Consider the following 19,420-nt stretch of genomic DNA (forward strand, 5'->3'; position numbering starts at 1 on the left):
AATAAAGATAGATCCATTGACGAACAGCATGATTTCAACCAGTAGCAGCAAAACTTCCATGTTCTGAGTCCTCAATTTTGGCGAAGTGGCTGAAATGTCCTGTGAAACATTTCTGATTAAAGGTGAATGGAATGTCTGGATTGTCGATATGACAGACATACAGCTGATCTGTACCAACGATCTGCGTCACTTCAAAACGCTGATGACTGCTGACAATAAATTTGTAGCGTGCAAATTCATCAGGGATCCACACGGTGTCACCCACTTGGAAGTCGTGAACGGTGTTGATTTCAGGATCCGTGAACGGCAGGGCATCATCAAAATTAAGAGCTGAAGTTTCCAAGCCATCAGGATGCGCTTTGCCTGTGTCGACAATATTTTTCATTTCGTTGATCAAGATGCATGCTTCGGTTGGCATGTGTTGAACGCAATGATGCTGATTTAAAATGCTGTGCAAGCGAAGTACACGTGCTGAAATATCCTGGTGTTCAGCGATCATGGTGTAATAGCTTTGATCTTTTTGTGTTTGAGCGTTCATTATTTCTTTGCCCCTAAATTTGGATTGGTGAAGATCCAACACTTCACGTTACGGCTTGGTTTACCTGGTACTTCACGACTTTTATTCACTGCTGCCACGTCATCGGCAGGGAAACGGTCTGAGTACACCTGTTTATTGCTTTCAATGAATTTGTACTTGCGCGATGTGCGAAGTAATTTCTTCATTTCATTGATTTCAGGCAGCTGCTGATAATTGCGTGCAGCCACTTTGTAAATTTCGTTTAAGTTGATAGCGATAGTTTGAGCATCGTTGTCATGATGATTGAGTCCCCATTCTGGTGAACGGTTGCCTTGCAAGTACTCATAAACATCCCAGAATTTTTCCACATCAGGATGATCACCGTTTAACTGTTCAACACGTTCACGCGCCATTTGTTCAAGCATTTCTTGTGCTTCAAGCATGTCTTCCAAGTCGATTGGCAAAACGTGTTTGGCCATTGCTTCGATCAGTGCAGCCACTTGTGCATGACATAAGGCAATACGTGTATGGGTAATACCAATTTCATGATAGTGATCTTCAATTGACTGTAACTTTGATGCGTATGTTTCCAAGATCTTGTCTTCATTACGCAGGCAATGGGTCATGAAGGTGCATGCATCTTCAAGTTCCATGCGATCCAGTTCATCGACAATGCGTTTGGTTTCCAGTGACTGTCCTTTACGGTCAAAGTACAAGTGCAAAGTACGAGTCAAGATTGCTTCTGAAGCCTGAATTGCTGTGTTCTGCGAAATTAAAATTGCACCACGGAACGGTGGTTCATAGGTTTCATTCCCTGCAGTCTTTAAACCTTTTGAACGAATCGCACGACCGTTGAAAGCATCCTTCAATTCATCCCAACTGAATTTGGACTTTTGAACAGCATTACCATTCACGTCATTACGGTCGCCTTCGATCAGGACCACTGGAAGGTTTGCGATCTGTGCAAAGTTACGGTACACCGCCACGTTTGTAGATTTGTTTGCATCAAAGCCTTCATAGTCTTTACGTCCTGAAAGTTTCCACATCATTTCAATTAAACGTGATTTACCTGCACCTGCTTCACCGACAATTTCCATAAAAGGGTATGAACTGTGCATGGCACGAATTTGTTCAGCAAAATATGAACCCATCCACCAAGCCAAAGCCACAATACCTTTGGCACCACGGACTTTATGGAAGTCATTCCACCATGACGGATCAAACTGTTTTTTAGGGTTCAATGTGATCGCTGGTGAACTTGCCAGTGTCTTAATTTCCTGACGTTTTACTTTGAAAAAGTCATGCTCATTGATCGGGATGATTTGCCCTTTATGCACCGCATATTTTTCAAAGATATAGGTTTGGTATTCACGGCTGTAGCCGATGTAATCAATGGTTTTGACTTCACGTAAACGTTCGGTTTCACGTTTGATGAATGTTTCCAAGTGATTATCTGTACCTGTCCACATTGCACCAGACATCACAGACATGACACGTGGTTTGAACTTTGAACGTGATGACATTTGGTCAGCCGTAAATGTGGTTTTTGCTTCTGACCACGGACTTTGCAACTTGAAGTAGTACCAAGATTCATCGGTGATTTCATTGCGCTGGAAGTACAACGGTTCAATCTGAGCGTTGCAAATTTCTTTGGCAGCTGAACAGTTCTTCAATGCACTGGAACGGATTTCTTTATCAGTAAGAATCTGACCACCATTTTCAGCTGCTTCATTGTTGCGGTCTTCCAGGTGCTGAACTGCTTTGTTGAATTTGTCATAGTCGAGTTCCCACCAGTACAAACGGAATTTGTGGTTGTAATAGAACATGTGACGACGACCTTCATAGAAGTTGTAAATTAAAAGACCGGCTTCTTCAGCCGTTTCAGCAATGAGCAATTCACCATAGTGTTTGTACTTTGGGAATTGATCAGGGTTGAGTTTGTCCCATTGGAATAAATCATTCCAATCGAGTTTTTTACCGCCATTTGCCGGTGGCTGTGCAGCAGTCGATGACCAACCTTCAGCACGTGAACGTTCATGCCATTTAACGGTATAACCTTTACCTGCAGAATCATTGTCGAATGCCCAGCGTAAACGTGGCTTATCAATCTTGAGTTCATGGCAACGATCAGCAATTGCTTTGAGCATTTGAGAAGGGTAGTTGACACATGACAGGCATGACATGGCTTTTACACCTGACTGACTCAGTGCAATGGCATCAAAGATCCCTTCAGTGATCCAGACCGCTTGGCCTTTTTCCCCTAGACGGCAGATTTCATCTAATTCATGTACTGACCATGCTTGGCCAGCATTTTTAAACCCATAGTTAAAGCGTGCTTTTTTATTGCCAAAACGTTCTGGTCGGTCAATCAGACGTTCCCAATAGTTTTTGTCATCTAGCATAAAGCGAACAGTTGCTGATGATTCTTTGCTGTCTTTATCTGTATAAAACTGCTGGGTGTATTTGCCAATTAAGTTTTTAAGATCGAAACCACGACCTTCAGATAAAAATGCATCTGCTGCAGCGTTTGGATTGGTGTCGGTTTGTGGGTGATATTCAGACCAATCTTTAAATAGATCGTCACAAATATCTTTCACGTGTTCTTCATAGCCACATTTGACCAGACGACCACATTTTACGATACGTGGGTTGTGTGCATGGGTATAAAGTTCTTTTTTACCGCATTGTGGGCAGACACCTTCACGGAACCATTCGCCACGTGTCTTGAAGCTGAACATTTGTTCAAGACGGTTAATGATGCGGTGTTTCAATTCGTACATTAATTTACACCCCGATATTTTGTATCTACGATTTGGAGCCAGTCATTTGCATCTGTAAGCGTCATAAGTTTTTGATCGCAAAGCGCTTCGATGTAACCTTTTAACTTGAGTGCAGCAATAAAGCGGAAAGGGTCACGAAGTTGAGTCATTTGTTCAATACGCTCGTGCAGTGCTGCTGTACCGTTTCGGTTTTCAATCTGAGCTTTGCGCTTTTGGCATATTTCTTTTAGTGTTAACATTCTGTTTACTCTTGCGTGAAATTGTAAACTCCTAAGTATTTTCAGATGCTTAGGTGTTATTTTTCGCAATGAAAAAAGGGTTATCAGGGTCTGCAATTTTTGACAATTCATTTGCAACGGCTTGACGAATCACATTAGAAATAGTCGTGCGGTTTTTAGCTGCATGGATCCGCATGTAGTCTTTTTCGGGTTGGGTAAAATGTGCGCCACTCATTTCTGTTCGGTTTTCTTTGACTGTAGACATTTGAGTTACCTTTTTTTAAAGTTTCGATATATCAACAGTGTTAAACTGTTAAAGTGATCATATTACGCAATATCGAAATATTCAATAGTATTAGAGGTAAAAATGTCGATAAATGATAATTTTTTAGAGCGTGGGGCGCGTTTGAAAGCGGAAAGAAACCGTTTGAAGCTGACTCAACCTGAAATGGCTGAAATTATAGGTAAAGCAGTCGGATCTATAGTCCGTTATGAAAAGCATGGTGATGCCTTGAACCAGGATCAGCTGATTGCTTTGAGTAATGCAGGATTTGATGTCTTTTATATTACGTTTGGTTTAAGAGCTGATACTTTAAGTGAGCCTGAGCATGAAATTGTCACGGCATACCGTAGTCTGGGTGATGATGCCAAGGCTGCTTTTGTCAAAATGGTCAAGGCTTATGTGGCACAGTAATTTCAGGGCAAGCCTAAATCATCTACCCCAACCTTAGTTGGGGTTTTTTAGTGCTTTATATTGCTTTGGCGATCTGAACGACTTGGTGGTGTAGGGTGTTGAGGAGAGCGTTTAGTTCTTCGCTTGTGATTTCATGCTGTATTGATAGTTTGGTCAGTACAGAAAGTGTTTGTTCCAAGTTTTGAATTGGAAAGCGTATTTCGTCCAGTATTTCTTCTGCAGTCATGGTGTTATGGCTGTTAATGTCCAGTATTGAGTTCATTGTTCCCCCTGTCTATTTATAGTGGGTTTATTTTGCTGAAAATTGTTTAAATAATACAGTCATGTGCGACAATTTTTGTCGCACATGATGGTTGGTTTTGTAACTAATTCAAGAGTGGTGGATTTGTTTGGAACAACCAGCATTTGATATTTTTGCTGTGTAATGCGCTGTAAATCTGTCGGTTATTTTGCATAAACACTGGGTGAGGGCTTTGGCTTTGCATGAGTATGGCAAAGAGCTGGGACTTCATTGGTAAGCCGTCTATACACTGGTAGATTTGAGAAATATTGAATGCCAGGATATTTGGATTACGGCTGTGGTTAAGTTTGTGCATGCCGTAACTGTTCACACTGGCCCAAAAGTCATTCAGCATTTTACTGTCGATGATGTTCTTGGTTTCTAGTGATAAACAGGCGATAGGCAATATGTCACGGCATAGATTGCCTTTGTTGTGCCAAAGCACTTCGGCATTTTGCATAAAGCCGTTATTGTCGTGGTGAATTTGACTGACGGTATAAATAGGACCACCAGATTTGAGCTGTACCACTGCACCAATATGGATGCATTCATTGTTGCCATGCAAGTTGTAAAGCATGGCTGCCATTTGGTTAAAGGTGTTGATGTAGGCTTCTTTAATTTTGGCGGCTGCTGCACCAGTAAAGCCCATGACCAAAAATATAAAACCGTCTTTGCTCATTTCGTACATTGGGCGATTTTCACCTTTAGCATCTTTATATTCAACGAGCGTAAAATTGCGCTCGTTGAAATCTGAGGAACATTCAAGACTTTCTAATTTGCGTAATACGTCTTTATGTTGTTTCGCAAAAACTTCAGCCACTTTTAAACTGGTGGTTTTCACTTGCTGGTCTTGAATAAAAACCACGTCATCAATATGTGCAATTGCGTTCATGCTCATACTCCCCAAAACAATAATGAGTAGACAATAGAACATGCTGAAAAGAACACGGTGGTGTCTAAGATGTTTTTAAAAATTTGTTTACGTTTAAGTTTGCGCTGGCGTTTTTCGTATGCAGCTAGATCGTAAATAGGGGAGTGTTCTTTTACATTATTTTGAGTGCATGAATGCGTAGAAGCGAATGTTTTCATTTGCTAATTCCTGTTCGTCAAGTTGTAAACCCGACACCATCACTTTCGACGATGATGGTGGCAGACTGAATAGGGGTCGAAAACCGTACGAACAGGGTAACGGCCAGCACTTAAGCTGCCCTATCCAGCCTACCATAGAATAGCAAAGCTAGATTTTACGCAAAAAAATAGCCCTTGGACGGACTTTTTGCGCCTGTTCATTAATATTCAGGTTTCGACTCCTGACTACAGATTTTGCTGTAGTCCTAAAACTGTAACAGTGTTAAAGTGTTAAGGTCAAGTGACTTTATAAGAATTATTTTTTGGGGGTGGGCCTATGGATTTAGATCAACTTAATTACAATGCAAATCAAAGTAAATTAGGTAATCTTTTTTTAGGATTTTTTGAAGGTTTATTTTTAGATGGTCGTGTAAGGCTGCAAGAAATTGAGGCCTTGATTAAGTGGGTAGAGCAATATCCTGAGGCTGTAAATGTTCCTCATTTTGATAACCTATACCAAGTTTTAATAAAAGCTGCTGAAGATCCAGAGTTTTTGTTGTCACGTCATCAAGAAGTACAATCCAGTTTAGATGTATTTAAAAACTCGAAATATTTTAAAGAACATACTGGCGATGTACAGCGATTGCATGGTGTATTGGCAGGATTATCTTGTGATCAGGAATATAGTGATAATGAATTATTTGCACTCAATAATTGGTTGAATCAACACAATTACTTAAAAGATGATCCGATTTATAGAGAATTATTAATCGCTTTAAATCACGTGCGAGTTTTAAACCGTGTCAGTGAAGACAGTAAAGAAGTCTTAAAAATCACCATTGGCAAATATATTCAGCTTAACAATTTTGGTTTGCCAAATTTAGCCGTGACCAGTACCAGTGATAATCAGAACCCTGATTTTTATCATGGTAATGTAGAAATTATTGGTAAAACCATTTGTTTAACTGGTGCATCCAACCGATATACCAAAGCTGAATGGAAAGATGCCATTGAAGCGAAAGGCGGAATTTTTAAAGATGACTTGACCAAAACAGCCGATTACCTCGTGATCTGTAATAAAGGTAATCCACACTGGGCACACATGAGCTATGGGCGTAAATTTGAACAGGCTTTGAAGTGGCAAAAGGACGGAGCGAATATCCGTATTTTAACTGAAGATGATTTTGTTGAATTTTTGGAACAATAAAAAAGCCCCGAAAGGGGCTTATTTATTGGAGCTGAAAACGTATCACGCTACGTACAGCATATTGGTTATTTTGCTGTCATCCTGTTGTTATTATAACCCTTTTTTTAAAACCAGCCTACTGTGTGCAGAAATAATAAAGCACTTGCACAAACACCAACAATTGCACCTACTAAAAAAGGATAGAGCCACATATTTTTATCCTTTACGTTTGGTTTGCGCTTGAATAAATGCACAGCTTGGTTTGTTATTTTGCCGAATTAAGCTTTCAATGCGTTTGGTATAGCGGTCGAACAAGTACCAGATGATGATTACCACGGCAGCCGATAGGTTTACAACAATTAAAATCAGAGCAGTTTGTTGGTCCATTTTTTATTTTCCTTTGTTTATTAATCTTGTGATGTGCATTCAGGGCAAGGGCATTCGATTGGATCTGATGGTTCAGCGATAATGACTGGCATGACGTTCTTCCTTGGTCTTGCATTCAATGCATAAAGTGACTGCACCTAGCTTTTGGCGTTCTGGTGGAATGTCATTACCGCATTGTTCACATTCAGCAAGTGATGGTGTGCTGTAATCACGTGGTACCACGTGAACTTGATCCAATTGATTCTGTTGTGCGATATCGAATCTCTTAGACACATGCTCCCCCTTTTCCTTGTTTTGCTAATGACTTAGGAAGATGAATTTCAGGGTTTGGCATTGCAGAAGGGGATAGTTCAGCATCCCAAGTTAAAAAACCTTGAGCTGTAAAACCACAATGTAAATTGGTGCATTGACCGTATAACCGTTTTAAAAGTGGATCGACTTGTTCACTTGAACGGATCCAAAGAGATTCGCCGCAATGAGGGCATTTATTACTTATCGTACGTCCTGGTTTAGACATTTTTTGCTGCCTCTGCTGAATAAATAATATTCAACAAATATACAACAAAATTGCGATATATCTAAAGTATCTATTGTAAAAGTTATTAAATATCGTTATTTTGGTTTTACCCATTTCATCCTGACTTCGCCCCAAAGTCAGGATTTTTTTTGCCCTATTTTTTGGCTTTGTCTATTCTTTTTTGTTCACGTTTTATTGCAACCATGGCAGTTTTTTTATTCTTATATTCTTGGGTGAATTTTAATGGTTTTGATTGATCTCCACTTGTTAATGTTTTAGTTTCGCCATTTTCCCTGTAGTAAACAATGACACCGGTATAATCTGCATAATTTTTACCAGTGCGCTTTTTGGTTTTGGACTTTTCTTTTTCTTCTTCAGTCTTTTCTTCTTTGCCTTCAAACAGTGTCGATACATCATCGGCATCGGGCAGCTGCACTTCAAGTTCAACTGATGTGGTGAAGCCATTGTCATTGAGTGAATGGGTGACGTTTGTCCCTAACCAGATAATGTCATCAATTTCAGGTTTCAAACCAATGAATTCAAATTCCTGTTCAGGGATTAAAGTTGGATCACCAAATGCCAAGGTATATGTCAGTTTTTGGGCAGTACGTTTGCAACGATTGTATTCCGCATTGGCTACCAGTTCAGCTGTGGTTTTATCCCGATGCACATAGCGGATCTCTTTCATGTTGTCTTCACTGTCACCGACCACCACATGCAATTTCTTGGCTTTGTTTTCAGTGTAGTAATAGGCTTTGACACCTGTAATATTGTCCGTACCTGTGCCATTGGTGTAGTTATGCTGATCGCCCTTATTCCTGGTGATTTGCACACGTGGTAAGGCTAAACCTGAAACTGTTGTACTTGCACCACGTGGTAATAAAATCAAATGTCCATTCTTCACTGTGGCAATTGCGTCATTTTCATCGGCAATACGTGTAATGAGATTTGCATCAGATTCATTCTGGGCAATGTATTTAATTTTTTTTGATGCGAATTTTTCATGAACAATGACTTTGAGTTCATATTCAGCACCAACCTTTTCAAATATTTCTTGAATGGTTTTGTCGCTCCAGCTGCGTTCACGCTTTTGTTTTAAACCTTCTGACACGTCATTGGCCATGGCAGAAATACTGAGCACATCTGGTGCGCCACGATGGGATGTGGAATCGACTTTGTATTTGCCTTTGTCGAATAAACCGGTATTGGACCAACCTAGCCACACCTGAATGATGGCACCTTTGGGTGGAATACTGAGCATGCCATCTGCATCATTCAGTTCGATGTCCACTGAATCCACCACAAGTCCACGATTGTCTTTGATGTTGAGTGACATTAAACGTGAAGCCATAAGGGATGAGATATCGACACCATCGACTTCAACTCGAAAAATGGGGTAAGGGTATTCCGTCATTTTTTCAACGGAATTTAATGCCGTACCAACGACGTTCATGACTTTATTCAGCATTAGAGAATCCTATTCAGTGCGCCAATACCCATGCCGATCAGGGTGCCTAATAAGGTCGGTTGCCAATCGCGTACAATGGTCAGTTTTAAAGTGAATTCAGTTTTACGCGCTGCACCATCTTTGAAGAAATAGGTTTTGGTTTCATCTAAATCATTGATGATGACTAAGCCATAAATCTTGCCTGTGCCTTCAATTAAGGTATATGCCTTGCCTGTATCCCCCATTTGTCTGAGGGTGTCTAATGTGACGCGACTTCCTGTCAATTCGTGGTAAATCACGCCTTTAAGTGTAATGACATCTTCACCTTTACCAATAAATTGATAAGCAGGGGAGTCTCCGACACGGCTATTTGAAGGGTGTCGCCAATTGGTGACACGTTGCAGTTCTTGATATGACGCTGTTCGTAATGAGAAGACAAACAAGCCTAGAGCCATCATCATGTGTCTTTACTCCGTGTCTGTTAAAAATTTACGTTTTTTCATCTGCTGTTCTTCAGCCACTCGCTGGAGTTCCTGACGCATTGCTTCAGCCGTTCCTTTGACCACGGATCCATCTTTGACATGAATATGCACTTCAATGGTGTCTTGGCTGACAAAGGAACGTGGATTATTACGACCAACATTGATGGGTTTGACTGGCTTGGTTTGGGCAGCAGTATTGACCACACCTTGTGTGGCGGTGGATGTTGCTGCAATCGGTAATCCATTGGCATTGGCAATACCGTTTGCCATGCCTTGCATGGTGTAGCCACCAATGCCCATGAAGACACGCGAAGGTGAATGGATGCCTAGAATGCCCTTGGCTTTATCAATCACGCCACTGACAGCACCTGTAATGGCATCTTTTACGGCATTTACTTTGGATAAAATACCGTTTTTGAGTCCTTCCAAAATCATGGCACCAAAGCCGGTGAACTTGGCAGGCAGATCTATACCGAACCAACTTAATACACTCGCAAAAGCTGTATAGAACAAGCCCAGTGGTGACCAATTTAGAATCAGGGCTCCGATACCTGCAATCCCCCCACTGAATGCGGTGGTAATAGAATTCCAAATGCCAGAGAAGAAGGCTGGAATCGCTTGGAATGTGGTCACAATGAAGCCAGCGATATAGCCGATTGACGTACCCACGATATTGAATAGGGTTGCACCAAATTCGATAATTTTAAGAATAACGGTACCCATTACGCCTAATATCGTTCCAAGTGCGGTACCAAAACTTTTTCCATTGGCAGTTGCTGCCGAAAGTTGCTGGTTGGTGGCTTGAAATGGGGTGAACAGCCCTGCAATTGCTTCTTTCACCCAATTGAATGCTGTCACTAACGCATTCCATACCGGCATAAGTGGCATTAGAGCGGTTTTCATTGTGCTAAATGCAGAACTGAGAGCATCGAAAAGGGGAGCTAAACCAATTTTTAAACCATCCCAAAAGCCAACAAAAAAGGCTTTGATAGGTCCCCAATATTTCCAAATGACTAGCGCAAGTGCTGCGACTGCTGCAATGATCAATGTGATCGGGTTGGTGAGCATGGCAATAGCTATAGTGCGAAGTCCTGCGATGAGCAATGGAAGTGCCTGTCGACTGAGGAACATAAAGGCATTGCCCAATACCCGAACTGCGGTAGAAATCAAAGTGAAACGAGATGGCATACCAATACCAAATTTCCCCAGTACTTTAGTTGCGATCCACATAAACAGTGCGAATTTGGTGATGCCTGCGATCATGCTGAATATGGTGCCTAGTAACAGGTTACCAGTATAACGAATACTTAAAATTGCCACTTTAAACATCAGTAATTTTAAAATCAGACTACCGATGGTTCTTACTAATTCAGGATTAGCTTCAACCCATACTTTAATTCTATCAATGAATGCACCAACAGATTGAACAAATGCGCGGATATCAGTACCTAAAGCATTAAGCATTGAAATACTGAGATCTTGAATACTGCCGCCAAGCTGTTCAATGTCACCAGCTAAATTGTCTTTTAAAATTGCAGCGGCTCTGGCAGCTGCACCTTCCGAATTTTCAAGTTCTTTGGTGAGTTCTTTTATTTTATTAACCGTTTGCCCAGTATTTTTATCGAACACGGCTGATTGATCGACAAGTACTGCAAATCCTGAAACTGCTTCTTGGCCAGCAATATCTTTAAAGATATCTAAACGTTCACCAGAGCCCATTTTTTTTGTTGCGACATTTACTTCTGCCAAAATGTCAGACATATCGCGCAGGTTGCCGTTTGAATCCTTGGTTTTAATCTTTAACTTATCAAATGCTTTAGATGCTTCTTTCGGTGGGCCTGCGAAGCGTGTCATGATGCTTCGTAATGTTGTACCAGCTTGTGTATCTAAAATATTATTGTTTCCTAGCAAGCCAGTCATTGCTGTTGCTTGTTCTATGCTCGCGCCATATGCCTTTGCAATGGGTGCAACATACTTCATTGTCTCACCCAAACCATCGACACTGGTTGCGGTTAAGTTAGTGCCTTTCAAAAATACGTCATTGACCCTACCAATTTCGCTTGCTGCTAAACCGAAACCATTTAAGGTACCGACTGCAATTTGTGCAGCACGTTCAAGTTCGACTTTGCCTGCTTCGGCAAGCTGAAGTGTTCCACCTAAAGATTTTAGAATTTGATCTGTATTGAAACCGCCTGAGCCTAACGCAAATTGTGCTTGTGCAGCTTCGCCAGGACTAAATGATGAAGCAGCGCCCCACTTACGTGCATCGGCTGTAAGTTTTTTCATGGCTTCGCTTTGCTTTTCTAGATCTAATACCGATTGCACAGCACTCATTTGCTTTTCAAAGTCAACGGCAGGCTTTAAGAATTGATATAAGCCTGCACCAGCAATTACAGAGTTGACTGCTAAGCTTTTCATTTCTTCGCGCATTTGTGCACGATTTGCTTTGAGTGTGTCAGACCATGATTGGGTTTTACGTTGTACTACATCAAGTGCATTGCCTACCTTGTCATAGCCATTGCCCATTGAGTCAAGTGCAGCAACTTGTGCATTTGCGTCTGCAGAGCCTTGATTGAGCTGTCTTGAAAATCGACCAAAAGAATTACCATTGACGCTTCGTTCCAAGCGGTCAATGGAATGAGTAAGCCTGTCTATAGATTGATTTGTATTTTGTAGATTTTTTTGAAACTGACGAATTGGTTGTGTCGCCTTATCTACAAATTTAATAATAATACTTAGATCAAGCTTACTCATGTTTTTACTCTGTTTGATGGCGTTTTAATGCCCTTTGTTCCCATTGCATGAGTTCTTCAATTTCGAACTCTGCACAGTCATTAGGGGTCCAGCCGAATACCACTGCAATATTTGCAATTACTTCGTCGACACTTGCAGGGAGGGTTCTATCGTTGCCGAGAGATCTGGCGATGGTGCCAAAAAATTACCAATTTCTTCCGCGAATTTAAGTGTATCCATGAGTTCGAGTTCATAAACGTTTTGTGCGCTCATGGCTGGACTTGTAATACGTGGTAATAATGTTGCCAGTGCATTGATGTCAAAGGAGAGAACATCTTTAAGGTTCAGACCACGACAGTGACCAGTATTTGGTTTGTGTAATGTGAGTTCAGTAATAATTACATCACCTTGTTTAAAGCCATGATCTAGTGTGATTACTTTAGTTTTTTGAGCAGTCATTTTTGAAAATCCTAAATATATTAATAGTTAAAAAACCTTGCACAGAACGAATCCATGCAAGGGCAGGAAAACTTATAATCCGATTGCTTTACGTTGTGCTGCGAGACGGTCTTTGCCATCTACAACTTCTTTGAAGCCAAGCACGTCAATTTCGATTTCAACTTTGCCGTTGACTGTGAGTTTGTAATAAGCACAGTTGGTCACGACTTTATGTTCAGTGTCTTCACCTGGTTCAGAGTCACCACCATCAATTTCTTCATGACGACCACGAACCACGACTTCCACGGCATCCACTTCGCCTGTGTCATCACGTTGATAAGCACCAGCAAAACGCATATAAACACCGTCAACTTTTTCAAGACCGAATTGACGCAATGTGAGCAGGTCTAAACCACCAAAAGTCGATTCAAGCACTAAGCCGTCATCGCCCATGCCCATATCAATTTTTAATGGACCATTCATACCGCCACCGCGATAGTCTTCCATCTTGCGTGTGAGCTTTGGCAATACGACCGTTTTGATTTGCCCTAGATAACTTTCACCTTCGTTAAATAGGTTCATATTTTTGAGTTTACGAGGAAGGCTCATGCATCAACTCCTATGCAGTGATCGTTGAAGCGAAGTCAGCCAAATAGCTGTCTGTAATACGCTGACGGAAGGTAAGGTCTTCAAGCGGTGGCACAGGGGTATAGTCATAGTCGATATACAATTTGCCGGCTTTGAGCGTGTCTTTTGAGTTCAGCTCTGGGTCATACCAAGCATCGCCACCCATCAGATAGCCTAGGCGTGTCCATTCACGTTGTTTGGCTTTGATGCCTTCCAACATGTCGTTGACCAATGAACCGTGCATTGGTTTATCAATGGCCCACATGTGTGCTTCTGCAATCGTGTCAGCCATGATCTGTGCTGTACGTGTGTAGTTTTCGAAAGCAAAGAGTGGATCATCTGAACAGGTACGTGAGCCCCAGAAACGGAAGCCGTCATGCTGAATCAGTGTGGTAATTTCGTTGCTGTTGAGATAGCCAGCATCGGTTGCAGGGTCTTGAAGGTCCCAAGTCACATCAGCATCGATACCGGTAACACCGTTGACAGCAACGTTTGATAAGGTTTTATGCCAACCGATTTCGTTGTCGATCTTGGCACGTAAGCCCATCGCCACTGCAACTGCAGGTACAGTTTCCGTTTGCGCTGTGTCGACATTGAATGCCACGAAGTTTGGCCAAATCACCATGAGTTCACGCGCTGCAAACGCATCACGATAGGCAACAACTTCTTCCTTGGTTTTGCATCCCCATGCATAGACATAGGCAAAGGCACGAAGTTTTTGTGCAATGGTTGCAAGTTCAGTGGCAACAGCTTGCGTATCTAAACCTGGTGCGCCAATGATGCGTGGCTGAACGCCTAGTTTTGATTTCGCTAATAGCAATGCTTTTGCACCGGTATATTTACCAGTAGCATCTACGGTACCAATGACGTTTGCTGTTTGTGCTGCTTCATCTTCAGCAGCTGCAACACGTACCACAACGCAGATTGAATTGGCTTGGTTGGCCATCGCTTGCAGAGCTGTTTTTAGTGTGCCGTTGGTCCCGGCTTTTGCAACTGCAGCTTGGGTGTTGGTAATAAGCACTGGCGTATTCAATGGGAAAACGGTTGCATCTGCATCTTCTGCAGTGGCAATGAGTCCTTGAACAGCAGTGGCAATGGTTCGGATCGGACGTGTACCTTCGTTGATTTCAACGACACGCAGTCCGTGGTGGTATGAATCTGCCATAAAAAAAGCCTGTTTATTGAGGTTTTATTTCAGTAAACAGGCTTGCATGTGGATTAATAAAGCCCAAGTGCATGGGCTTGTATTAAGTGGGTTTTACAAATAAATATCTAAATCCAATTCGTGCCATCATAGTGTTTTAAAAGATTACCGATAATAGCTGTTTGGCCAATACGCGATTTAAAACTAGTCGGTGGTTCTGCATAAATGTTTTTTGAACCATTCACTAGGTTATCTCCAGCAGTAATATTTGCTCCTTTATAAATATAATTAACGCCTGGCGTATCAAAAATATTATCAAACACATCCACTTGTGCAAGATTATCTGACATGACAACCCATTGCCATGCTGCATTTATTAATCCTTTGACTTTATTCCTTGTAAATGTTCCACCAGTGACGCCACTTGTCAGCGCCTGAAGAATATAACCCGAGCCGGCAACAGATCTAGATATTAGGTTTTCTGAAATTAACCAATCTGTTGAATTATCTACACGAAAAACAGAACCCGTAGTTCCACTTAAATTTGAGATTGAATTACCTTGACAGATAAACCGATGTGAGTTGCTGAATCTGACACATGCCAGCCCATTCACAGTACAACCATCGAATCGGTTATTCACAACCATAGCATCATTGCTCATATAAAGCTGAACGAAATATCCAGATATATCTTGAAGTATATTCCCATGAATATTTGCATTGTGTGCTCGTTCTGTATGCACACCTTGACTAACCTTGTAAATCGTATTGCCAGTTACAACTGCGTATCTAGCTCCATTTAAAGAAATACCCGTAGTGGTATAGTTGCCTTCATAGATTCCATTAATACAATTGTTTGAAACAATTATGCGATTGTCAATTAAACTACCTGTTTCTGGATATACATCAATTGTTATTCCACCTCTTTGATTTCCATAAACAATGTTATTTGACACCAACGAGTCAAAAGTATTGATAGAACATACAATGCCCCAACCTCCTTGATTTACGCTGTCAATTTTATGACCAAAACATAAGTTATTAACAATACGTGCTTGACCAGTAGTATTGTTAACGACAATACCACTCCTTTGAGAATCTGACGAAGTATTGCCATCAATAAGAATATCTTTACCATTAAGGATCTGAACATTGTCATAAAGCGTTGCACCTTTAAAAAGGTTTTTTGACAATGTCACTTTTGCTGAATTACCAGGAACTGCAAAAAAATTAACTATGCCTCCTTGAATATCAGAATTTTCACAGACAATTTTTTTCTTCGCACGAGATACAATATTTATTGATGTGGAAGGTTTAACTCTTGCAGATTTAATGATTAACTCATCACCACTATGTTTGATGCAGCAGTCTGATTCGCTTGTTGCTGAAGAATTCAAATTATTATCTTTGTTCTGATCAAGTTCTATATCGCCATCAACAATTAAATTGTAGTTAGAAGTAATCAATGTGCCTTTAGTACCAGAGAATAATTTAATTCCTCCACGACCTATAAATTTAAGATCGCCTACTGCTGTAATATTTCTTGTATGAATTGTTAGATTACATAAATCTATGGGCAGTTTAAATATTGATGAGAAGTCTAATAACTTTTTCAAGTTATGGAATTCGTCTGATTGATCACCCTTTAAACCTGCAAGCGTTGCTAACAAACGATCTTTATAGCCAATTAGAACCCATCCATTTAGTACATAGAATCCATCATTTTCAGATATTCTATCCGGATCATAACTATAAAGTGCGTTGGTAGGGACAACACGCATAGTGCGGTTTAAAAAATTATCTTCTAGTGATAGTAGTTCATTAATAGAATTAACATTTCCAATAGGATTTTTATATCTATTATCGATATCAGCTAATATTTCTTGCTTAGCCTGGTTCACAGACTCGACAGTTGCTAAAACAATATCAGGATCAATAATGAGTTCAAAATAGCCAGTATTATCAACTTGCAGAATAATACGGATCGTTTGAATTTTTGCTGCACCTTCTTCAATACTTGGCTTATAAGTCGGTGGGTAGCTTGCAACAGCAAGCATTGTGTTGCCTGTGCTGTCATATAAAGCCACTTCACGAATGTTAAAACCACCCACAGCTGAAGGAATGATTGCTTCACACACCAACCAGTTTGGATTTTTGTTGTGAACTTCAACTTTATTCACACCAACACGATAAACCTCATTGACTAATGAAGTTGCATTTTCATTTGGCTCTGGTACTGATCCACTGCCATCACCGAAAGCCATATATGTAATTGGTACTTTAGAATCATTATTTAAAGCAGCAGTTATAGCCGCTAAACCAGCGGTTGTGATCTTGGTGTAATAACTCATATTTGAGCTCCAAAAGGGTAAACTTCTGTTTCTGTTTGTTCATAGAAAGCCCAAATAGGAACCGCTGAAATAATTGCGTCCTGGACTTCTGGGAAAATGGTTGTATCGTCACCGCTATAACTTCCTGCTAAGGCATAGATCTGTGCATAGCTGGGTGTGACATTGATTTGAATATGTTTGCAATGGCGTGTAAGTGGTCGGGCATCATCAATGAGCTGAAGTAAAGTATTCAGACCTTGTTCAGTTAGTGATTGATTGTTGGTATCAATAGCGATCTGGAATGTACCTGGCTCAGACATAGGTACTTCTTGCCACCATTCATAAATGGTGACGCTATACCCAAAAGCTTCGACAATTTTACGCAGGGCGTAATTGGTACCTTTGTATTTGTGAACCTCAAAACTGGCCTTGATCTGCTGTTTTTTGACTTCTTCAGGCCAATCTTGCTGCCAACGGTCAACACTGTTTTCCCAAGCCAAGTGTGGTAAGAATTGGCTTGGTACATCATTCAAGGTGACAAGACTACGTAAATTTGCTGGCAGATTTGAATTGTTGCCGAGTTCTTCAGCAACTTTACGTTCAAGATCGGTACTGTTTGGAGGGAGTAAGTTTTTCATTAACCCTCCGCGATGGTGACATTCACACCAGTACAAAACGATGCTTCAAATGCTGTGACCAAAACGTCTGCAGATGGGCTGATCAATTCAACACGTTCAACACCTGAAACATGCAATTGTTTAAAGATGGCTGACAGATAAATGCTTTGACCAATACGTTTTGGGGAATTAATAAATGCAGTGATATTGGCAATCGCTTCTTCAAGCACTGGATCTGTTTCAGGCAGATTGTTGTGGTGAAGTACGGCTTGAATTTGATATTCAATAATGCCAGCGGATTGAACTGTCACACGGTCAGCTGTAGGTCGAAGTTTTTCACCTGATACATAGTTGTAGACCTTCTGACACAGTTCAGGTGAAGCAGCACCATTTTCAGAATCACGTTGCAAAATGGTGATCAGTGCCTGGGAAGGAGCAGGGGAAGACGCATAAGCATCGGCCACACGTCCATCAGCACTGAGTGAATGGAATTCATACGCTGAAGTTGGACCTGCAACAGATAAAGCATCAAATGCTTTGCTTGCTCGGTAACGTAAATCTTCATCACTTTCATAAACCGCTGGTGTCGGTGGTGTCGTGGTTAAATCTTCAGGCGAAATAATCAGTCGCTGAATTCCATAATCAGCAACTTTGGCATCCAGATCTGTACCAGTGGCATAAGCCAAAAGCACTGCACGATATTGGGCATTGAGCTTTGAGCGAAGCAAAACTTCACGATAAACGTTTTCTTGTAACAGCTTGGTGAGTGGTTCGCTTTCGCGTTCCAAGGTTTTACGAATTTGGTTTTGTTTGTTGCTTGGCCATAGCGCAATAAGGGCTTCTTTACGCTCATTAAAGATGGTTTCAAAATCGAGTTCTTCCACCGCTTTGGGTGGTGTGAGCTGGTTAAAATCGACACTCATAACGTAGATCCAAAGTTAAGTGGAATGCTTAAAGACTGTTGCTGATTGTTGTCGACCACATTGCAGTCAATTTCTAATTCAAATGAGCCACGACCAACCTGATTGATCGACACTGAATTCAAGGTGATGCGGTCTTCCCATTGCAGTAACGCAGTCGCAGTGGCTGCATAAAGCTGAAGCAAAGTGATTTCATTGAAAGGGGAGTCAATGAGCTGTGGCAGCAATGAACCATATTCACGACGCATGATTCGGGTACCAATGGGTGTGGTCAAAATGTCCTGAATGGATTGACGGATTTGATCAATTTCAGTTTCGAGTTCACGACCGCTTTCACGTGACATCATTACTGTGGTCCTCCAGTGGTTCCACCGCTGTCACCCGGGTGAGTATGGCCAGTGAGACTGATACCACTTGCAGTGACATCCCCATCTGAACTGAATGTTCCTGAAGAATGACTGCTGCCTTGAACCAACTGACTGCCACCAACGGTGTTGTTTCCTGTCATGGCAGTACTGCCATTCACTTGTAAATTCCCATTGATGGTCGTATCACCGTTGACAGTGACACCACCATCAGCAGTCAAAACAGCTGTGCCACCTGAAGGTAAAACAGCAGATAAATGGTGGGCTGAAACGTCATAGGCAATGACACAGCCATCGGCAAACATACGAATTTTTTTGTTGAGATCATCAGATGGTGCAGGGTGGTCATCGTTATAAAAGCCGTACAAAACAAAACTTGTTGGACCAATATCACCGCACGGTGAAATGACCACACATTCTTCATTGATTGATGGCATATCCCAAGTTGCATCGTCACCAGAACGAATATTTAGGCAACGGATTTCCGGTGTCTCTATATCGCCTAAATTGACGATGACACGTGGAATAGGTTTAGACGGATTGATGGTCTTGACGGTTCCAAATCGAACAATATTTTCAAGACGACGGTTAGCATCTGCATTCATGCAAACACTTTGCGTCAAGGACTAAGCCATTTCAGCTGATTGGGCTTGTATTAAGTGAGTTTTAC

The 19,420-nt window shown here is 41.3% G+C and carries 24 protein-coding genes; 2 read left to right on the plus strand and 22 right to left on the minus strand.

The window, feature by feature from the left end:
* Nucleotides 1–34 precede the first annotated feature (34 nt).
* The 4 genes from B2W49_RS03195 to B2W49_RS03210 are packed head-to-tail and all read right to left on the minus strand — an operon-like array spanning nt 35 to nt 3,780.
* Nucleotides 35–538 carry a hypothetical protein gene (locus B2W49_RS03195; RefSeq protein WP_291334327.1) on the minus strand — a complete coding sequence of 168 codons (504 nt, stop codon included), beginning with the start codon at nt 536–538 and terminating at the stop codon, nt 35–37.
* Nucleotides 538–3,297: a toprim domain-containing protein gene (locus tag B2W49_RS03200; protein WP_291334328.1), complete on the minus strand. Its 2,760-nt coding sequence runs from the start codon at nt 3,295–3,297 to the stop codon at nt 538–540. The genes B2W49_RS03195 and B2W49_RS03200 overlap by 1 nt, the downstream gene beginning before the upstream one ends.
* Complete coding sequence (locus B2W49_RS03205) at nt 3,297–3,536, minus strand: hypothetical protein (RefSeq protein ID WP_291334329.1); 240 nt, start codon at nt 3,534–3,536, stop codon at nt 3,297–3,299. The genes B2W49_RS03200 and B2W49_RS03205 overlap by 1 nt, the downstream gene beginning before the upstream one ends.
* A gap of 49 nt (nt 3,537–3,585) precedes the next feature.
* The gene (locus tag B2W49_RS03210) at nt 3,586–3,780 is read right to left on the minus strand and encodes a hypothetical protein (RefSeq protein WP_171529612.1); all 195 of its coding nucleotides are present in this window, start codon (nt 3,778–3,780) and stop codon (nt 3,586–3,588) included.
* 102 nt (nt 3,781–3,882) lie between these two features.
* On the opposite strand from B2W49_RS03210, the gene B2W49_RS03215 reads away from it, so the two are divergent.
* Nucleotides 3,883–4,209: a helix-turn-helix domain-containing protein gene (locus B2W49_RS03215; RefSeq protein ID WP_171529613.1), complete on the plus strand. Its 327-nt coding sequence runs from the start codon at nt 3,883–3,885 to the stop codon at nt 4,207–4,209.
* 55 nt (nt 4,210–4,264) lie between these two features.
* On the opposite strand, the gene B2W49_RS03220 is transcribed toward B2W49_RS03215, so the two are convergent.
* From B2W49_RS03220 to B2W49_RS03230, 3 genes are all read right to left on the minus strand, one after another.
* The gene (locus B2W49_RS03220) at nt 4,265–4,471 is read right to left on the minus strand and encodes a hypothetical protein (RefSeq protein WP_171529614.1); all 207 of its coding nucleotides are present in this window, start codon (nt 4,469–4,471) and stop codon (nt 4,265–4,267) included.
* Nucleotides 4,472–4,574: 103 nt separating this feature from the next.
* Nucleotides 4,575–5,381, minus strand: coding sequence for a Rha family transcriptional regulator (locus B2W49_RS03225; protein WP_291334330.1), 807 nt, complete (start codon nt 5,379–5,381; stop codon nt 4,575–4,577).
* Nucleotides 5,382–5,383: 2 nt separating this feature from the next.
* Nucleotides 5,384–5,578, minus strand: coding sequence for a hypothetical protein (locus B2W49_RS03230; RefSeq protein WP_291334331.1), 195 nt, complete (start codon nt 5,576–5,578; stop codon nt 5,384–5,386).
* Nucleotides 5,579–5,894: 316 nt separating this feature from the next.
* On the opposite strand from B2W49_RS03230, the gene B2W49_RS03235 reads away from it, so the two are divergent.
* On the plus strand, nt 5,895–6,764 hold the full coding sequence (locus tag B2W49_RS03235; protein WP_291334332.1) for a BRCT domain-containing protein: 870 nt from the start codon (nt 5,895–5,897) through the stop codon (nt 6,762–6,764).
* A gap of 195 nt (nt 6,765–6,959) precedes the next feature.
* On the opposite strand, the gene B2W49_RS03240 is transcribed toward B2W49_RS03235, so the two are convergent.
* The 15 genes from B2W49_RS03240 to B2W49_RS03310 form a co-directional block, all read right to left on the minus strand.
* Nucleotides 6,960–7,130, minus strand: coding sequence for a hypothetical protein (locus B2W49_RS03240; RefSeq protein ID WP_004672746.1), 171 nt, complete (start codon nt 7,128–7,130; stop codon nt 6,960–6,962).
* A gap of 72 nt (nt 7,131–7,202) precedes the next feature.
* The gene (locus tag B2W49_RS03245; RefSeq protein ID WP_291334333.1) at nt 7,203–7,403 is read right to left on the minus strand and encodes a TraR/DksA C4-type zinc finger protein; all 201 of its coding nucleotides are present in this window, start codon (nt 7,401–7,403) and stop codon (nt 7,203–7,205) included.
* Nucleotides 7,396–7,647, minus strand: coding sequence for an ogr/Delta-like zinc finger family protein (locus B2W49_RS03250; RefSeq protein ID WP_004670219.1), 252 nt, complete (start codon nt 7,645–7,647; stop codon nt 7,396–7,398). Before B2W49_RS03250 ends, B2W49_RS03245 begins: the two co-directional genes overlap by 8 nt.
* Before the next feature lie 154 nt (nt 7,648–7,801).
* Complete coding sequence (locus B2W49_RS03255; RefSeq protein WP_291334334.1) at nt 7,802–9,115, minus strand: contractile injection system protein, VgrG/Pvc8 family; 1,314 nt, start codon at nt 9,113–9,115, stop codon at nt 7,802–7,804.
* Nucleotides 9,115–9,555, minus strand: a complete 441-nt coding sequence (locus B2W49_RS03260; RefSeq protein ID WP_219236206.1) for a phage tail protein — start codon at nt 9,553–9,555, stop codon at nt 9,115–9,117. The genes B2W49_RS03255 and B2W49_RS03260 overlap by 1 nt, the downstream gene beginning before the upstream one ends.
* Before the next feature lie 6 nt (nt 9,556–9,561).
* A complete protein-coding gene (locus B2W49_RS03265) occupies nt 9,562–12,330 on the minus strand; it encodes a phage tail tape measure protein (RefSeq protein ID WP_291334335.1) in 2,769 nt (922 codons plus the stop codon).
* A 4-nt stretch (nt 12,331–12,334) separates the two neighbouring features.
* On the minus strand, nt 12,335–12,502 hold the full coding sequence (locus tag B2W49_RS12135; protein ID WP_349677181.1) for a GpE family phage tail protein: 168 nt from the start codon (nt 12,500–12,502) through the stop codon (nt 12,335–12,337).
* A complete protein-coding gene (locus B2W49_RS03275; RefSeq protein ID WP_291334336.1) occupies nt 12,448–12,768 on the minus strand; it encodes a phage tail assembly protein in 321 nt (106 codons plus the stop codon). Before B2W49_RS03275 ends, B2W49_RS12135 begins: the two co-directional genes overlap by 55 nt.
* 72 nt (nt 12,769–12,840) lie before the next feature.
* Nucleotides 12,841–13,356: a phage major tail tube protein gene (locus B2W49_RS03280; RefSeq protein ID WP_291334337.1), complete on the minus strand. Its 516-nt coding sequence runs from the start codon at nt 13,354–13,356 to the stop codon at nt 12,841–12,843.
* A gap of 10 nt (nt 13,357–13,366) precedes the next feature.
* A complete protein-coding gene (locus B2W49_RS03285; RefSeq protein WP_099336588.1) occupies nt 13,367–14,539 on the minus strand; it encodes a phage tail sheath protein in 1,173 nt (390 codons plus the stop codon).
* A 107-nt stretch (nt 14,540–14,646) separates the two neighbouring features.
* Nucleotides 14,647–16,869, minus strand: a complete 2,223-nt coding sequence (locus B2W49_RS03290; RefSeq protein WP_291334338.1) for a phage tail protein — start codon at nt 16,867–16,869, stop codon at nt 14,647–14,649.
* Nucleotides 16,866–17,486 carry a phage tail protein I gene (locus B2W49_RS03295; protein WP_291334339.1) on the minus strand — a complete coding sequence of 207 codons (621 nt, stop codon included), beginning with the start codon at nt 17,484–17,486 and terminating at the stop codon, nt 16,866–16,868. Before B2W49_RS03295 ends, B2W49_RS03290 begins: the two co-directional genes overlap by 4 nt.
* Nucleotides 17,486–18,388, minus strand: a complete 903-nt coding sequence (locus tag B2W49_RS03300) for a baseplate J/gp47 family protein (RefSeq protein ID WP_291334340.1) — start codon at nt 18,386–18,388, stop codon at nt 17,486–17,488. Before B2W49_RS03300 ends, B2W49_RS03295 begins: the two co-directional genes overlap by 1 nt.
* On the minus strand, nt 18,385–18,732 hold the full coding sequence (locus B2W49_RS03305; RefSeq protein ID WP_002060521.1) for a GPW/gp25 family protein: 348 nt from the start codon (nt 18,730–18,732) through the stop codon (nt 18,385–18,387). Before B2W49_RS03305 ends, B2W49_RS03300 begins: the two co-directional genes overlap by 4 nt.
* The gene (locus B2W49_RS03310; protein ID WP_291334341.1) at nt 18,732–19,355 is read right to left on the minus strand and encodes a phage baseplate assembly protein V; all 624 of its coding nucleotides are present in this window, start codon (nt 19,353–19,355) and stop codon (nt 18,732–18,734) included. The genes B2W49_RS03305 and B2W49_RS03310 overlap by 1 nt, the downstream gene beginning before the upstream one ends.
* Nucleotides 19,356–19,420: the final 65 nt, after the last annotated feature.

Source organism: Acinetobacter sp. UBA801 (assembly GCA_002296655.1).
Taxonomy (GTDB): domain Bacteria; phylum Pseudomonadota; class Gammaproteobacteria; order Pseudomonadales; family Moraxellaceae; genus Acinetobacter.

Coding starts and splice junctions, on each gene's coding strand:
- B2W49_RS03285 (WP_099336588.1), bottom strand. CDS start 14,539: ATGGCAGATTCATACCACCACGGACTGCGTGTCGTTGAAATCAACGAA.
- B2W49_RS03260 (WP_219236206.1), bottom strand. CDS start 9,555: ATGATGATGGCTCTAGGCTTGTTTGTCTTCTCATTACGAACAGCGTCA.
- B2W49_RS03235 (WP_291334332.1), top strand. CDS start 5,895: ATGGATTTAGATCAACTTAATTACAATGCAAATCAAAGTAAATTAGGT.
- B2W49_RS03205 (WP_291334329.1), bottom strand. CDS start 3,536: ATGTTAACACTAAAAGAAATATGCCAAAAGCGCAAAGCTCAGATTGAA.
- B2W49_RS03240 (WP_004672746.1), bottom strand. CDS start 7,130: ATGGACCAACAAACTGCTCTGATTTTAATTGTTGTAAACCTATCGGCT.
- B2W49_RS03220 (WP_171529614.1), bottom strand. CDS start 4,471: ATGAACTCAATACTGGACATTAACAGCCATAACACCATGACTGCAGAA.
- B2W49_RS03250 (WP_004670219.1), bottom strand. CDS start 7,647: ATGTCTAAACCAGGACGTACGATAAGTAATAAATGCCCTCATTGCGGC.
- B2W49_RS03215 (WP_171529613.1), top strand. CDS start 3,883: ATGTCGATAAATGATAATTTTTTAGAGCGTGGGGCGCGTTTGAAAGCG.
- B2W49_RS03300 (WP_291334340.1), bottom strand. CDS start 18,388: ATGAGTGTCGATTTTAACCAGCTCACACCACCCAAAGCGGTGGAAGAA.
- B2W49_RS03255 (WP_291334334.1), bottom strand. CDS start 9,115: ATGCTGAATAAAGTCATGAACGTCGTTGGTACGGCATTAAATTCCGTT.
- B2W49_RS03295 (WP_291334339.1), bottom strand. CDS start 17,486: ATGAAAAACTTACTCCCTCCAAACAGTACCGATCTTGAACGTAAAGTT.
- B2W49_RS03275 (WP_291334336.1), bottom strand. CDS start 12,768: ATGACTGCTCAAAAAACTAAAGTAATCACACTAGATCATGGCTTTAAA.
- B2W49_RS03265 (WP_291334335.1), bottom strand. CDS start 12,330: ATGAGTAAGCTTGATCTAAGTATTATTATTAAATTTGTAGATAAGGCG.
- B2W49_RS03290 (WP_291334338.1), bottom strand. CDS start 16,869: ATGAGTTATTACACCAAGATCACAACCGCTGGTTTAGCGGCTATAACT.
- B2W49_RS03305 (WP_002060521.1), bottom strand. CDS start 18,732: ATGATGTCACGTGAAAGCGGTCGTGAACTCGAAACTGAAATTGATCAA.
- B2W49_RS03225 (WP_291334330.1), bottom strand. CDS start 5,381: ATGAACGCAATTGCACATATTGATGACGTGGTTTTTATTCAAGACCAG.
- B2W49_RS03210 (WP_171529612.1), bottom strand. CDS start 3,780: ATGTCTACAGTCAAAGAAAACCGAACAGAAATGAGTGGCGCACATTTT.
- B2W49_RS03230 (WP_291334331.1), bottom strand. CDS start 5,578: ATGAAAACATTCGCTTCTACGCATTCATGCACTCAAAATAATGTAAAA.
- B2W49_RS03200 (WP_291334328.1), bottom strand. CDS start 3,297: ATGTACGAATTGAAACACCGCATCATTAACCGTCTTGAACAAATGTTC.
- B2W49_RS03280 (WP_291334337.1), bottom strand. CDS start 13,356: ATGAGCCTTCCTCGTAAACTCAAAAATATGAACCTATTTAACGAAGGT.
- B2W49_RS03310 (WP_291334341.1), bottom strand. CDS start 19,355: ATGAATGCAGATGCTAACCGTCGTCTTGAAAATATTGTTCGATTTGGA.
- B2W49_RS03195 (WP_291334327.1), bottom strand. CDS start 538: ATGAACGCTCAAACACAAAAAGATCAAAGCTATTACACCATGATCGCT.